This is a genomic window from Variovorax paradoxus, from assembly GCF_029919115.1.
Taxonomy (GTDB): domain Bacteria; phylum Pseudomonadota; class Gammaproteobacteria; order Burkholderiales; family Burkholderiaceae_C; genus Variovorax; species Variovorax paradoxus_O.
Window position 1 is genome coordinate 4035883 of record NZ_CP123990.1, and the last position, 14754, is coordinate 4050636.

The following is a 14754-nucleotide window of genomic DNA, read 5'->3' on the forward strand; positions in this document are numbered from 1 at the left end:
TGTCTCCAGCTGTTGTATTTGGCGGTTCGTTCATCGTCGCCCCGGCCGCGACGCCGGCGCGTCCGGGGAATTCGTCAGGGCGGGTCGGGCGCTTCGGCCGCGCTGCTGCGCTGGGCCGCCGTGGTGAAGGCGGGCCGCAGCGAGGCGGCAACGTCCTTGATGCATTCGCGCAGCCAGCGCGCGGAGCTCGACGAATGGGTGCGCTCGTGCCACAGCTGGTAGTACATGAGGCGCGGCAGCGCCACCGGGCAATCGAGAATCTTTACCGGCAGCCGCGCGGCAAAGCGCTCGCAATACTGGCGGCCGGTGGTGAGCACCAGGAGGCTCGAGGCCACCATGTCCGGAATGAGGCTGAAGTGCGCGCAGCGCGCGGTGATGTTGCGCTGCCTGCCGAGCTCGTCGAGCATCTGGTCGATGATGCCGCGCCCGCCCGGGTGCATGGGCGTGGGCGCAATGTGCTCGGCCGCGAGCCAGGTCTCCAGGTCCCAGCCGCGGCGCACGGCCGGGTGGTCCTGGTTGACCAGCGACACCACCTCGTCGCCGAAGAGCCGCGCCATGTGCAGGTCTTCGGGCGGCTTGAGCCAGTTGCCGATCACCAGGTCGACTTGGCCGAGCGCAAGGTGGCCGTGATAGTCGGAATCAGGCGTGAGCGCATGGATCTCGATCTGGCACAGAGGCGCCTCGCGCTTGACGTGGGCCACCAGCATCGGCAGGAACAGCGGGTCCATGTAGTCGCTGGCCGCAATGCGGAAGGTGGTGGCCGCCGATTGCGGCTCGAAGCCGCGCGCATCGGAGAACAGCATTTCAGCCGCGCGCAAGATGCTCGCTGCGGGCTCGATCATGCGCAGCCCCGCATCCGTCGGCACCATGCCCGAACCGGAGCGCACCAGCAGCGGATCGCCCGAGAGTTCGCGCAGGCGCTTCAGCGCGGCCGACACGGCCGGCTGGTACATGCCCAAGCGAATGGCGGCGCGCGAAACGCTGCGGTCGGTCAGCACGGTGTGCAGCACCCGGATGAGGTGCAAATCGATCTTGTCGAACAGGGCCTGGTCACGCATGGCTTGGCCTCCCGGCGGTGGGCCGCACCCGCGGCCCGGCAAGGCCGGTTCCGCGGTGTTTCGCGAAGAGGACGAGGGCGTAGGGCATTGGAATGACTTTGGACATGCGCCAAAGTCTACGAGTGGGCTATGCGGACTGGACGGCCGTGATGGCACGAAGAATCGATTCGCTCGTGGCCGGCGCCTTCAGCGGCGGATCGACCCTGTGGCCGCCCGCGGCGGACACCGCGTCGCGGATGGCGAAGAACACCGAGAACGGCAGCAGCAGCGGCGGTTCGCCCACGGCCTTGCTGCGGTGGATGGAGTCCTCGAAGTTCTGGCCTTCGAACAGGCGCACGTTGAAGACGGGCGGACAGTCGTTGGCCGTCGGAATTTTGTAGGTGCTGGGGGCGTGCGTGGTGAGCTTGCCGCTCTGGGGGTGCCACACCAGCTCTTCGGTCGTGAGCCAGCCCATGCCCTGGATGAAGGCGCCTTCGACCTGGCCGATGTCCACGGCCGGGTTTAGCGACTTGCCCGCGTCGTGCAGGATGTCGGCGCGCAAGAGCTTCCATTCGCCGGTGAGCGTGTCGACGACCACCTCGCTCACCGCTGCGCCATAGGCGTAGTAGTAGAACGGGCGGCCCTGCATCTTTTCCCTGTCCCAGCTGAGGCCCGGGGTGGCGTAGAAGCCGTCCGACCAGAGCTGCTTGCGGTCGAGATACGCCTCGCCCACCACGGTGCTGAAGGCCAGCGTGCGGCCGTTGACTTCGACCTTGTCGTTCGCAAAGCGCACTTCGCTTGCCTTGCCGCCATGGCGTTCGGCCGCGCTTTGCGCAAGCCGCTCGCGGATCTGCCGCGCTGCGTCTTGCGCGGCCTTGCCGTTCAGGTCGGCGCCGGTCGACGCGGCCGTGGCCGAAGTGTTGGCCACCTTGGTGGTGTCGGTGGCGGTCACGCGCACGCGCTCGAAGCTCACGCCCAGCTCGTGCGCCACCACCTGCGCCACCTTGGTGTTGAGGCCCTGCCCCATCTCGGTACCGCCGTGGTTCACGAGAATGGAGCCGTCGGTGTACACATGCACCAGCGCACCGGCCTGGTTGAAATGCTTCACGTTGAACGAAATGCCGAACTTGAGCGGCGCGAGCGCCAGGCCGCGCTTGAGCACCACGCTCTTCCGGTTGAACGCGGCAATCTCTTCGCGCCGGGCGCGGTAGTCGCTGCTCGTTTCGAGCTCGGCCACGAGTTCGTGCACGATGTTGTCGGTCACGGTCTGCCGGTACGGCGTGACGTTGTTCTCCACCTTGCCGTAGAAGTTGACGCGCCGAACGTCGAGCGGGTCTTTCTTCAGCTCGCGCGCGACCGAGTCGAGGATGTTCTCGATGGCGATGGCGCCCTGCGGCCCCCCAAAGCCGCGAAAAGCCGTATTGCTCTGCGTGTTGGTCTTGCCCGAATAGCCGTGCATCGCCACGTTGGGCAGCCAGTAGGCGTTGTCGAAGTGGCACAGCGCGCGCGTCATCACGGGGCCCGAAAGGTCGGCCGAGTGGCCGGCCCGCGAGACCATGGTGATTTCGGCGCCGAGGATGCGGCCCTCGTCGTCATAGCCCACGTCGTACTCGTACCAGAAGCAATGGCGGCGGCCGGTGATCATGAAGTCGTCGTCGCGGTCGAGCCTGAGCTTGACCGGACGGCGCAGCTTGCTGGCCGCCACCGCGGCCACGCAGGCGAACAGCGCCGACTGCGACTCCTTGCCGCCGAAGCCGCCGCCCATGCGCCGGCACTCGACATGCACCTCGTTCGACTGCAGGTGCAGCGCATGCGCCACCAGGTGCTGCATCTCGCTCGGGTGCTGCGTGGAGCAATGAATGTGCAGCGCGCCGCCCTCCTTCGGAATGGCGTAGCTGATCTGGCCTTCGAGATAGAACTGCTCTTGCCCGCCCACGTCGAGCGTGGCCTTGTGGCGGTGCGGCGCGGCGGCAATGGCCGCGCGCACCGCCGCCTCGTCGCCTTCGTTGGCCACGCCGCCGCTGCGCACGATGTGCATTGGCGGCACCACGTACTGGCCGCGGGCGTGCGCGTCTTGCGGCGTGAGCACGGGCGGCTCGGCTTCGACGGCTATGGCGTCCTTCGCCTTTGCGGCGGCACGGCGGGCGGCATCGCGGCTTTCGGCGATCACCGCGAACACCGGCTGGCCCAGGTAGCGGATCTGGCCGCCGTCCTTCAACGAAAGCAAGATCGGGTCATCGTGCACGATCGAGCCGCAGTCGTTGGTGCCCGGAATGTCGTCGGCCGTCAGCACACACACCACGCCCGGCATGGCGCGGATGACATCGAGCGACAGCGCCGTCACCCGGCCGTTGGCTGCGGGCGAGAGCCCAAGCGCGCAATGCAGCGTGCCGGCAATTTCGGGAATGTCGTCGATGTAGGTGGCCTCGCCAGCCACATGCAGGTGCGCCGATTCATGCGGGCGGCTGATGCCGACGCGCGCGCCGAGTTCGTGCGCCACCGCCTCGGCCGCGGGGTCGATGCGCGCCGCGGCGTTCTTCAGGTAGTCGGCAAAGGGCTCGGCGGGCTGCAGCAGGCGGGCGTCGATGGGCTTGTTCATGGTCAGACTCCTTCCGCCGCGGCCTTGGCCGGGGCATGGGGCATCACGCTCCAGACGCTGGTCTCTTCGAGCGAGAGTGCGTCGTCGGCGCGGGTTTCGAGCCAGAGGCGCTGGATGAGGTTCTGCGCCACTTGCAGCCGGTAGTCGGCCGAAGCGCGCATGTCCGACAGCGGCTTGAAGTCTTGCGCGAGCGCGAGCTTGGCGGCGTTCACACTGGCTTGCGTCCAGGGCTTGCCCACGAGCGCGGCCTCGGCCTGGACAGCCCGCTTCACGGTGGCGGCCATGCCGCCGAAGGCCAGGCGCACGGCCTTCACCGTGTCGCTGCCCTCTTCCAGCTCCACCGCAAAACCGGCGCACAGCGCGGAGATGTCGCAGTCGAAGCGCTTGCTGATCTTGTAGGCACGCACCTGGCGGCGCATGGCCGCGAGCGGAACCGCAAGCCCCTGCACAAACTCGCCCGGCTGCAGCTGGTTCTTCATGTAGTCGATATAAAAATCGGGCAGCGGCAGGCGGCGCACCGCATCGCCGCGGCGCAGTTCGATCTCTGCGTCGAGCGACATCAGCACCGGCGGTGAATCGCCGATGGGCGAACCATTGGCCACGTTGCCGCCCATGGTGCCGGCATGCCGGATGGGCGGCGACGCAAAGCGCAGCCACACGTCCTGCAGGCTGGGCACGCGCTGCACCAGGGCTTCGAATGCGGATTCGAGCGATGCGCCGGCGCCGATGTAGAGCTCGTCGGCACGCGCCTCGATGGTCTTCATTTCAGCCACGTCGCCCACGTAGATGATGTCGCCCAGGTCGCGAAACTGCTTGTTGACCCACAGGCCGACGTCCGTGGAGCCCGAGAGCAGCTGTGCGCCCGGCTTCTGCACGCGCAATGCCGCAAGCTGCGCGAGCGTTCTGGGCGCATGAAAGTGGTCGATGCGGGCGCCGAGCGGCGCTGCGTAGTCGAGGCCCTCTTGCTGCAAATCCCCTTGCAACGCCGTGAGCGCGGCCACCACCGGCTGCGCATCGAGCCGCACCGGAGGCAGGTCGAACATGCGCTGCCCGGCATCGAGAATCGGCCGGTAGCCGGTGCAGCGGCACAGGTTGCCCGAAAGCTCATCGGCCAGCTGCTGGCGCGTGGGCAGCGTGCCCTCGGCCTGGTGGTGCTCGTAGGCGGACCACAGCGACATCACGAACCCCGGGGTGCAAAAGCCGCACTGCGAGCCGTGGCAATCGACCATGGCCTGCTGCACCGGGTGCAGGCGGTGCACGGGATGCGGGCGCTTGTCTTGCGCCTTCACTTCGGTCTCGCCTGCCGCATGGGCCTGGCACTGGTCCTTGAGGTCTTCGACCGTGAAGAGCGCCTTGCCGTGCAAGGTGGGCAAGAACTGGATGCAGGCGTTGACGGTCTGCAGCTTCAGGCCGCCGGCCTCGGCCAGCTCGCCGATGACCACGGTGCAGGCGCCGCAGTCGCCTTCGTTGCAGCCTTCCTTGGTGCCTGTGCAGTGCGCATCCTCGCGCAGCCAGTCGAGGACGGAGCGCGTGGGATGGACGCCGCTGACGTCGACGGTTTTTCCGCGGTGGAAAAACCGGATGGGTTGGGTCTTGTTGCTGCTCTCGGTGCTCATGCTCTTCGTGCTCGTGGGCGGCTCGTTTCGGCCAAGCGTTGACGTTAGCGGCTTGCGCCGCCGGATACATACCGCAGGGCCCATATTGCGTATGTGGGGGCTGGTATGCAAGCTACGGGGAAACCCTTGAGCCAGTGAGCAATTCCTGGGCCACATCGGGCGTCATCCGCCCCGGCGGGTGCCGCTTTTTTCATCAGGCGCCCTCCGAGAACAGTTCGGTGATCACCTGCCGCAGCCAGCGGTTGGCCGGATCGGCCTCGAAGCGCCTGCTCCAATGCAGCGAAACCGTGAAGTCGCGCAGCGGAAAAGCGGGCTCCACGATGGCGTAGCCGCCCTCTTCTGCGAACCCGCGCGCGATGTTGCGCGGCATCACCACCGCAAGGTCGGTAGCGCGCACGATGGCGGGCAGCACCATGAAGTGCTCGGTGGTCAGCCGCACGCGTTCTTCCAGGTTGAGCAGCTGCAATATGCGCAGCGTTTCCGCATGCGTGCGCACCGCCACGTATTCGAGCGTTTGCAGCGCCTCGATGAGGGCCTGGCTGTTGCGCCGGCCGCGCGCGAACGGATGGCCCTTGCGCAGCAGCACGATGTAGCGGTCTTTCAGCAGGTGCTTGCGCTGCGTGTCGCGCACCTTGGGCAAAAAGCCGAAGGCAAAGTCGATGCGACCGCTGTCGAGTGCGGGCGCTATGTCGGTCGGCAACAGCGGCAGGGTCTCGATGCGCACACCGGGCGCCAGCTCGCCAAGCCGCGCCATGAGCGGAGGCAAGAAGCGGCCTTCGCCGATGTCGCTCATGTGAATGCGAAAGGTCTTGCGCGAGGCCTGCGGCTCGAATCGCCCGGGCTCCTGCAGCGCTTCTTCCAGCGTGTTGAGCGCGGCCTGCACCGCAACGGCCAGCCGGTAGGCGCGCGGGGTGGGCGCCACACCGCCGGGCGCGCGGGTAAAGAGTGCGTCTTTCAGCAGCAGGCGCAGGCGGCCCAGGCCATGGCTGGCGGCGGGCTGCGTAAGGCCGAGCTCTTCGGCGGCGCGGCTCACGCTGCGCGCGCGATAGACCGCATCGAACAGGCGCAGCAGGTTGAGGTCTATCGTTTGAATATGCATGGCGTGCATATTACTTAGCTCGATTATTTTATTGAAGACCCGGTGCAGGGCTCGCACACTGGCCGCCGTCGCTGACCAGACCGACATTCGGCGAACACGAAGAGCCCACCCACGAGAAGGAGACAAGACATGGCCAGACTGCGTCCGCATGCGGCAATTGCCGCCCTGCTTTGCATTGCTACCACTGCCGCGTGGGCCCAGCAGCCTCCGGCCGAAGAGCCGGGCTGGGCCAAGGGGCGCCCCAAGACCGAGGCGGCCACGCGCATGGCGCCGGTGCCTTCCTTCCCCATTCCGACAGCGGTCGACCAGCTGCCCACCGCCAAGTTCAAGCTGCCGCCCGGCTTCAAAGTGGAAACCTGGGCCTCGGGCGTGCTCGACGCACGGTCGCTGCGCCAGGGGGACAAGGGCACGGTGTTCGTGAGCACGCTCTTCGTGGGCAACAAGGTGTATGCCATTGCCGAGAAGGGCGACCGCAAGCCCAAGACCATCGTCGACAAGACCGAGTTCGCCACCGGCATCGAATATCACAAGGGCGCGCTGTACCTTGCCACCCACAAGCAGATCGTTCGCTACGACGGCATCGAAGACAAGCTGGACAACCCGGGCACGCCGGCCGTGCTCAACGACAAGCTGCCCGGCGGACAGGACCACAGCTGGCGCTACCTGCGCGTGCGCGACAACAAGCTGTACTACGCAGTGGGTGCACCCTGCAACATCTGCGACCCGGACGAGGCGCACGCACGCATCTTTCGGATGAACCTGGACGGCAGCGGCATCGAGACCGTGGCACGCGGCGTGCGCAACACGGTGGGCTTCGACTTCGATCCGAAGACGGGCAACCTCTGGTTTACCGACAACGGGCGCGACTGGCTCAGCGAAGACTTGCCGAACGACGAACTGAACGTGGTGACCGCACCCAACCAGCACTTCGGCTATCCGTATTGCCACCAAGGCAACATCGCCGACCCCGAGTTCGGCTGGGGCAAGAACTGCGGCGAATTCACCAAGCCCGCCGCGCTGCTCGGCCCGCATGCCGCCGGCCTGGGTCTTGCGTTCTACAACGGAAAGATGTTCCCGACCAAGTACCGCGGCGCCATGTTCATTGCGCGCCACGGCCCATGGAACCGCACGGTGAAGTACGCAGACATTGCCGTTGCATGGCCCGACGGCAAGGGCGGCGCGAAGGTCGAGCCGTTCATGACGGGCTTCGTCGAGAACAACAACTATCTCGGCCGGCCGGTGGACTTCCTGGTGCTGAAGGACGGCTCCATGCTCGTGAGCGACGACCACGCGGGTGCCATCTACCGCATCAGCTACGGCGGCCGATGAGCAGGGGTTTCGTTCTTGCGGCCTTCACGCAGGCAGTTGCCGCCATGGCCTTGACGCTTCTCGGTTCAGCAGCACCTTCCGCCAGTGCGCAAGGCACGCAGGCCGCGCAGGGCAGCTATGCGCAGCGCTATGCGGCGGTGTGCGCCTCGTGCCACGGTGCCAACGGGCGCAGCGACATGGCGGGAACACCGGTGCTCGCGGGCCAGCATTCGTTCTATGCCATCACGCAGCTGTTTCTGTTTCGCGAAGGCCGGCGCGACAACCCTGCGATGTCGGCAGTGGCCAAGACCATGAAGGACGAAGACTTGCGCGGCTTCTCGGAGTTCATCGCCACGCTGCCCGCGGTGCCCGCGGTGCCCGCGGCGCCGTCGGCAGCGCCGCCAGATGCGGCCCGCATGGCGCGCGGCCAGGCGCTGGCGCAGACGCACCGCTGCGTGATCTGCCATGGCGCCGACCTGAGCGGCGGCCAGCAGGTGCCCCGCATCGCCCAGCAGCGCGAAGACTACCTGCAGACGACGCTGCACGGCTTTCGCACCGGCAAACGGCCGGGCTACACGCAGGCGATGACCGAGGCCGTGAGCGGCATTCCGCCGGAAGACCTGGACACCCTTGCGTATTACGTGGCGCGCTTTCCCGGCACCGCCGCCAAGCCGCCCGGCAAGTAGCCACCGATACCGCAGCGCAACGCCGGCGCAAGCGCGGCGCAGGAAACGCGCGCCTTCGCCTCTAACTTTCAACCTGCATCAACCCAACGGAGCCGAACCTCTTGGAAGTTTCATTCAGCAAGGAAGTGCAATTGCTGCGCCTGGGCGCCGGCGACACGTTCCACGGCGAGGGCATCCTCGCGATCACCAAAGGCCTGCTGCAATCCGGCGTGGCCTACGTCGGCGGCTACCAGGGCGCGCCGGTCTCCCACCTGCTCGACGTGATGGTGCAGGCCAAGACATACATGGACGAACTGGGCGTGCACGTGGAGGCCTGCTCCAACGAGGCCTCCGCGGCCGCCATGCTCGGCGCTTCCATCCACTACCCGTTGCGCGGCGCCGTCACATGGAAGTCCATCGTCGGCACCAACGTGGCAGCCGATGCGCTCTCCAACCTCTCGTCGCCCGGCGTGACCGGCGGCGTGCTGGTCGTGGTGGGCGAGGACTACGGCGAGGGCGCGAGCGTGATCCAGGAGCGCACGCATGCCTATGCGCTCAAGTCGAGCATGTGCCTGCTCGACCCTCGGCCCGATCTCGGCCAGATGGTGCGCATGGTCGAGCACGGCTTCCGCCTCTCGGAGGCATCGAACATGCCCTGCCTCATGGAGCTGCGCATCCGCACCTGCCACGTGCGCGGCAGCTTCGAATGCAAGGACAACATTGCGCCTGCCGTATCGACCCGCGCGCTGATGAGCGAGCCCGCGGCCTTCGACTACATGCGCCTTGCGCATCCGCCCGTCACCTTTCGCCATGAAAAGCTCAAGGGCGAAGAGCGCATTCCGGCGGCGCGGCGCTATATCGTCGAGCATGGGCTCAACGAGCTCGTTCCGGGCGGCCGCCATGCCGACCTGGGCATCGTGGTGCAGGGCGGGCTCTACAACGCGCTGATCCGCAGCCTGCAGCAGCAGGGGCTGGCCGATGCGTTCGGCGAGACGGACATTCCGATCCTGGTGCTCAACGTGACCTACCCGCTGGTGCCCGAGCAGGTGGCCGACTTTTGCGTGGGCAAACGCGCGGTGCTGGTGGTGGAAGAAGGCCAGCCCGAATACATCGAGCAGGACATCGCCACGCTGCTGCGCCGGCGCGACATCCAGACACCGCTGCACGGCAAGGACATGCTGCCTTCCGCGGGTGAATACGGCGTGGAAGTGCTCGCGGGCGGCATCGGCGTGTTCACGGCCAAATACACCGGGCCGGGCGAAGCCTCTTCGTCCGCCGCGGCCTGGCTGGCCGGCAACCGCGAAAGGCGCGAGGCCGTGGCGCGCCAGCTCTCCGCGCCGCTGCCCAACCGGCCGCCGAGCTTTTGCGTCGGCTGCCCGGAGCGCCCGGTGTTCTCGGCCCTGAAGCTCGCGCAACAGGACACCGGGCCGGTGCACATTGCGGCCGACATCGGCTGCCATGCCTTCGGCACTTTCGAGCCCTTCTCGATGGGGCATTCGATCCTCGGCTACGGCATGAGCCTGGCAAGCCGCGCGGGCGTGGCGCCGATGATGAACCGCCGCACGCTGTCGATCATGGGCGACGGCGGCTTCTGGCACAACGGCCTGCTCACGGGCGTGCAGAGCGCGCTCTTCAACGGCGACGACGCGGTGCTGCTCATCTTCAAGAACGGCTACACCTCGGCCACGGGCACGCAGGACATCATCTCCACGCCCGACGACGAGATGAAGGAGCGCGCCGTCGACAAGCAGCAAAGCCTGGTCGACAAGAACCAGACCATCGAAGCCACGCTGACGGGCCTGGGCGTGAAGTGGATGCGCACCGTCACCACCTACGACGTGGATCGCATGCGCAGGACGCTGACCGAGGCGCTCACCAGCGACTTCAACGGCCTGAAGGTGGTGATTGCCGAAGGCGAGTGCCAGCTGGAGCGCCAGCGCCGCATTAAGCCGTGGCTTGCAAGCCTGCTGAAAAAGGGCGAGCGCGTGGTGCGCGTGAAATACGGCGTGGACGAAGACGTGTGCAACGGCGACCACGCCTGCATCCGGCTTTCGGGCTGCCCCACGCTCACGCTCAAGGACAACCCCGATCCGCTCAAGGTCGACCCGGTCGCGACCGTGATCGACGGCTGCGTGGGCTGCGGGCTGTGCGGCGAAAACGCGCACGCGGCCACGCTGTGCCCGAGCTTCTATCGCGCCGAAGTGGTGCAGAACCCCAAGTGGCATGAACGCCTGCTGCACTCGCTGCGCGGCGCCGTGGTGCGTGCCCTTCAACCCGCATGAGCCGCGCCATGGAACAGAACCGACCCATCACCCTTCTCGTCTGCGCCCTCGGCGGCGAAGGCGGCGGCGTGCTCACCGAATGGCTGGTAGACATTGCCCGCCACGCCGGCTATGCCGCACAGAGCACGTCGATACCCGGCGTGGCGCAGCGCACCGGCGCCACCACCTACTACATCGAAGTGTTTCCGGTGCCGCTCGCGCAGCTTGCCGGCAGGCGCCCGGTGTTCAGCCTGAGCCCGATACCGGGCGCGCTAGACGCCATCGTGTCGTCGGAGCTGCTCGAGACCGCGCGCCAGATCGGCAACGGCATGAGCGCACCGCTGCGCACGCTGGTCATCAGCTCGTCGGCGCGCATCTTCACCACGGCCGAACGCATGCAGCCCGGTGACGGCCGCGCCGACGCGCAGCACCTGCTCGACGTGGTCAAGGCCTTCAGCCGCGAGCACCATGTGTTCGACATGAACGCCGTGGCGCGCGAGGCCGGCACCGTGGTCAGCGCCGTGATGCTCGGCGCCATTGCGGGGAGCGGCCTCTTTCCGTTCCCGCGCGAGGCCTACGAGCACGTGGTGCGCGGCGGCGACACCAGTGCGCCAGAAAAGCTGAACAAGATGGCGGCGGCCAGCCTGCGCGGCTTTGCCGCCGCCTTCGACGCGGTAAGCGCGCCGCGAGCCCAGGCCGCCTTCGTGAGCAGCGTGATGGCGGGCGACACGGCCGACGCGCCGCCACCGGCCCGCGCGCTGCCCGACGACGTGGCCCGGGGCTTTCCACCGGCGGTGCACGACATGCTCGCGCTCGGCCATGCGCGCGTGCTCGACTACCAGGACGTTGACTACGCCAAGCTCTATGCCGCGCGGCTGGCCAGGGTGCTCGATGCCGAGCGTGCCGCCGACCCCGCCGGGGCGCAGGGATTTGCTGTTACCCGCGAAGCCGCGCGCTGGCTCGCGCTGTGGATGGCCTTCGACGACATCGTTCGCGTGGCCGCGCTGAAAGGCCGCGCAAGCCGCGCACAGCGCGTGCGGCAGGAGGTGCGGGCCACCGATGAAGATATCGTGAAGGTCTACGACCACTTCAAGCCCGGCGCGCCCGAGTTCGCCGCATTGCTGCCGCCCGGTCTTGCGCGCCGCGTGACCGCATGGGACCGCGCCCGCCAAGCGCGCGGCCGGGAGCCTTGGGCGCTGCCGCTCAAAGTGGGCAGCCACTCGGTGTTCGGCATGGCGTCGCTGCGGCTCCTGTCTTCTCTCAAATGGCTGCGCCGCCGAGGCCAGCGCTTCGCCGAAGAACAGGCCTTGATCGAACGCTGGCTTTCGGCCGTGGTAACCGGCACGCGAGAAGCCTGGGCGCTGGGCCACGAACTTGCACTGTGCGGCCGGCTCATCAAGGGCTACGGCACCACCAACGAGCGTGGCAAGCACAACCTGCTGCACGTGATCGACGAGCTCGCGGGCCGTACGGCCTTGCCTGCAACGAAGCGCGCAGAGGCGGTTTCTGCGGCGCGCGAAGCGGCCCTGGCGGACGAAGGCGGCAAGGCGCTCGACGCCGCGCTGGTGCGCCATGGCGCCGCGCCGCGGCCACTGCAGGCCCAGCCCATCCGCTGGATGAAGCGGCCGCCTTCCGCCACTACCTGATGCAAATTTCATAACAACCAAGGAGACATAACACCATGCCCCACCTCGCCCTTTCCTGGCGACGCCGCCTTCTTTTGACCGCCGCCTGCGCGCTGCTGGCCTGCGCGCATGCGCAGACGCATGCCCAGGCGCACCCCGGCGCATGGCCCGCCAAGCCGATCAAGGTCGTCGTCAACTTTCCGCCGGGCGGCGCCGCGGACCAGATTGCGCGCGCGGTTTCGCAGCCGCTGCAGGAATCGCTCAAGCAGCCCGTGGTCATCGAGAACCGCGCCGGTGCCAACGGCAACGTCGGCGGCGAGTCGGTGGCGCGCGCGCCGGCAGACGGCTACACGCTGCTCATGAGTTCGGGCGGCATGGTGTCGGTCAACCCGCACCTGTACTCGCGCATGAGCTTCGACCCCGCGAAGGACCTGGTGCCAGTGGCCGCAGCCGCGCGCGTGCTGGTGTTCTTGGTGGTCAAGCCTTCGCTGCCGCCCACCAACGTGCGCGAGTTCATTTCCTACCTCAAGGCCAACCCGGGCAAGCTCTCGTACGGTTCGCCGGGCAGCGGCAGCTCGCCGCACCTGGCGGGCGAAATGTTCAAGAGCCAGGCCGGCGTCTTCGCGCTGCATGTGCCCTACCGCGGCGCGGCGCCCGCGCTGCAAGACCTGCTCGCGGGCCAGATCGACTACGCCTTCGACCCCGGCATCGGCCTGCAGCAGGTGCGCGCAGGCAAGCTGCGGCTGCTGGCGGTGGGCAGCCCGCACCGCTCGTCGCAGTTCCCGGACGTGCCCACGCTCGACGAGGCCGGACTGCGCGGCTTCGATGCCGACACGGTGTTCGGTTTCTACGCGCCTGCCGGCACGCCGCCCGAAGTGGTGGCCCAGCTCAACACGCAAATCAACCGCGCACTTGCGCTGCCGGCCGTGAAAGAGCGCATTGCCGCACTCGGCGGCGAAGCGTTGCCGGGCACGCCGGCCGAGTTCCAGCAGCGCGCCGCAGCCGATTCGCAGCGCTTCGGGGCGTTGATACGCGACCGGAAAATCGTTGCCGACTGAGCACCGCGACAATGAACAGATGAGCAGCAGCAAAGAAATCACCTACACCGCGCGCGTCGAGTTCGGCGACTGCGACCCGGCCGGCATCGTCTGGTTTCCCAACTTCTTCCGCTGGATCGATGCGGCCTCGCGCCACTTCTTTGCGGAATGCGGCGTCTCGCGCTGGGAAGAAACGACGAAGACGCTCGGCGTGATCGGCACCCCGCTGGTCGACACGCACACGCGCTTCGTCAAAGCCGCGAGCTACGGGGACACGCTGATGATTGCGGTGCGCATTGCCGAATGGCGCGACAAGAGCTTTGTGCAAACGTACCGCGTGACGCGCGGCGACGAGCTCATTCTCGAGTGCGAGGAAGTGCGCATCTTTGCGGCCAAACGCGAAGGCGGCGGCATCCGCGCGGTGCCGATTCCGCCGGAAATTCGTGCGCTGTGCGAATAGGAGACCCGCGCTCGCTTGCCCTTATCGTGCTTACCCGCTCTTACTTAGAATGGCCTGATGAACCGGCACCTTCTTTTTCCGCTCGCCTTGCTTGTTGTTACCGGCTGCTCCTCGCCTCCCAACGAGGTGACGCCGTTTCGCGACGGCGCGCTGCGTGCCCCTACCTACGTGCAGGCCTCCGACTACTGCAGCGCACGGAATGCAACGCCCAAGTGGCTTGGCAGGGCGCCCGCCGAGTCGGGCGTGCTGTTTCAGTGCATCGCCAACTGAAGCCAAAAGGCGCTCCCGCACCTTCGGAGCCACCGCGCTGGCAGCGCGGAATATGCCGCCAAGGGTTGACGCACCTCATGACGCAGTGCAACAATCGCAAGATCTTCACTTCGGAGCCTCGTGCGTGGACAGTGCCAGTTGGATCAGTGACAAGACGCGTGCCTCGGCAGGCGTGACACATCCGGCCCTCTAGCGCAGGCTCTCTTGCGCTGCGGCCGCCGTGCACGCAGCGTGACCCGTTCGCCCATCAGGCCAGCGGTTCTCCCCTTCCGAATCCCGTCGTTCCCCGTCACTGACTTTTTCAGTCAGCTTGCGTGCGTCCGTGCGCGAGGCCCTTCAACGCGAAGGAGCCTTGCCATGCGTCAATTCGAATCTCGTCAGCAGCTGCAACAGCAGCAACAACAGCCGGTGCACGAAACCGTTCGCCCTTCGGCGCACATGCCTGCGCGCGCGGCGGCCACAAGGCAGGACGTGGACAACGAAACGCTGGACCGCGCCGCCGCGCTCTGGACCACGCGGCGCATCCGCAGCTTCTTCTTGCTGCTGGAGCAACCCTCCCGAACCACGCAACGCTGAAGCACCGCACAGCTCGGCATGCACGAAACAAGGAGGCCTTCCATGGACGACCCCGCTTCTCATTGGCGCCCCTGCGCGCCGCCCATGTTCCGACCCATCGATAACAACAGTTTGCAGCGCACCGCGCCGCAAGGGGGCTCCCACGCCTGATTGACGCGGGAGGTTCTTCCCTTCGCGGCCCGCGCCGCGAAGGAAAAAGAA

The 14754-nt window shown here is 67.2% G+C and carries 12 protein-coding genes; 8 read left to right on the forward strand and 4 right to left on the reverse strand.

Annotation, left to right across the window (positions count from 1 at the left end; translation table 11 throughout):
• Nucleotides 1-74: 74 nt before the first annotated feature.
• The 4 genes from QHG62_RS19485 to QHG62_RS19500 form a co-directional block, all read right to left on the reverse strand.
• Nucleotides 75-1058 (reverse strand): LysR family transcriptional regulator, encoded by a 984-nt coding sequence (locus QHG62_RS19485; protein ID WP_281147316.1) that lies wholly within the window; start codon nucleotides 1056-1058, stop codon nucleotides 75-77.
• A gap of 127 nt (nucleotides 1059-1185) precedes the next feature.
• Entirely contained in the window at nucleotides 1186-3636 is a 2451-nt protein-coding gene (gene xdhB / locus QHG62_RS19490; RefSeq protein ID WP_281147318.1) for a xanthine dehydrogenase molybdopterin binding subunit, read from the reverse strand.
• A 2-nt stretch (nucleotides 3637-3638) separates the two neighbouring features.
• The gene (gene xdhA / locus QHG62_RS19495) at nucleotides 3639-5252 is read right to left on the reverse strand and encodes a xanthine dehydrogenase small subunit (RefSeq protein ID WP_281147319.1); all 1614 of its coding nucleotides are present in this window, start codon (nucleotides 5250-5252) and stop codon (nucleotides 3639-3641) included.
• A 193-nt stretch (nucleotides 5253-5445) separates the two neighbouring features.
• Nucleotides 5446-6351: a LysR family transcriptional regulator gene (locus tag QHG62_RS19500; RefSeq protein ID WP_432445544.1), complete on the reverse strand. Its 906-nt coding sequence runs from the start codon at nucleotides 6349-6351 to the stop codon at nucleotides 5446-5448.
• Nucleotides 6352-6480: 129 nt separating this feature from the next.
• Between QHG62_RS19500 and QHG62_RS19505 the strand changes: the two genes are divergently transcribed.
• From QHG62_RS19505 to QHG62_RS19540, 8 genes are all read left to right on the forward strand, one after another.
• Nucleotides 6481-7680 carry a PQQ-dependent sugar dehydrogenase gene (locus QHG62_RS19505; RefSeq protein WP_281147321.1) on the forward strand — a complete coding sequence of 400 codons (1200 nt, stop codon included), beginning with the start codon at nucleotides 6481-6483 and terminating at the stop codon, nucleotides 7678-7680.
• A 44-nt stretch (nucleotides 7681-7724) separates the two neighbouring features.
• Complete coding sequence (locus QHG62_RS19510; RefSeq protein WP_281147323.1) at nucleotides 7725-8345, forward strand: c-type cytochrome; 621 nt, start codon at nucleotides 7725-7727, stop codon at nucleotides 8343-8345.
• Between the two features lie 101 nt (nucleotides 8346-8446).
• The gene (locus tag QHG62_RS19515) at nucleotides 8447-10606 is read left to right on the forward strand and encodes an indolepyruvate ferredoxin oxidoreductase subunit alpha (protein ID WP_281147324.1); all 2160 of its coding nucleotides are present in this window, start codon (nucleotides 8447-8449) and stop codon (nucleotides 10604-10606) included.
• 8 nt (nucleotides 10607-10614) lie between these two features.
• Nucleotides 10615-12231, forward strand: coding sequence for an indolepyruvate oxidoreductase subunit beta family protein (locus QHG62_RS19520; protein WP_281147326.1), 1617 nt, complete (start codon nucleotides 10615-10617; stop codon nucleotides 12229-12231).
• A 35-nt stretch (nucleotides 12232-12266) separates the two neighbouring features.
• Nucleotides 12267-13268, forward strand: coding sequence for a Bug family tripartite tricarboxylate transporter substrate binding protein (locus QHG62_RS19525; protein WP_281147327.1), 1002 nt, complete (start codon nucleotides 12267-12269; stop codon nucleotides 13266-13268).
• Nucleotides 13269-13287: 19 nt separating this feature from the next.
• Entirely contained in the window at nucleotides 13288-13707 is a 420-nt protein-coding gene (locus QHG62_RS19530) for an acyl-CoA thioesterase (RefSeq protein ID WP_281147329.1), read from the forward strand.
• Between the two features lie 57 nt (nucleotides 13708-13764).
• Nucleotides 13765-13977 (forward strand): hypothetical protein, encoded by a 213-nt coding sequence (locus QHG62_RS19535; RefSeq protein ID WP_258501777.1) that lies wholly within the window; start codon nucleotides 13765-13767, stop codon nucleotides 13975-13977.
• A 357-nt stretch (nucleotides 13978-14334) separates the two neighbouring features.
• Nucleotides 14335-14553: a hypothetical protein gene (locus tag QHG62_RS19540; RefSeq protein ID WP_281147331.1), complete on the forward strand. Its 219-nt coding sequence runs from the start codon at nucleotides 14335-14337 to the stop codon at nucleotides 14551-14553.
• The last annotated feature ends 201 nt before the right edge of the window (nucleotides 14554-14754 follow it).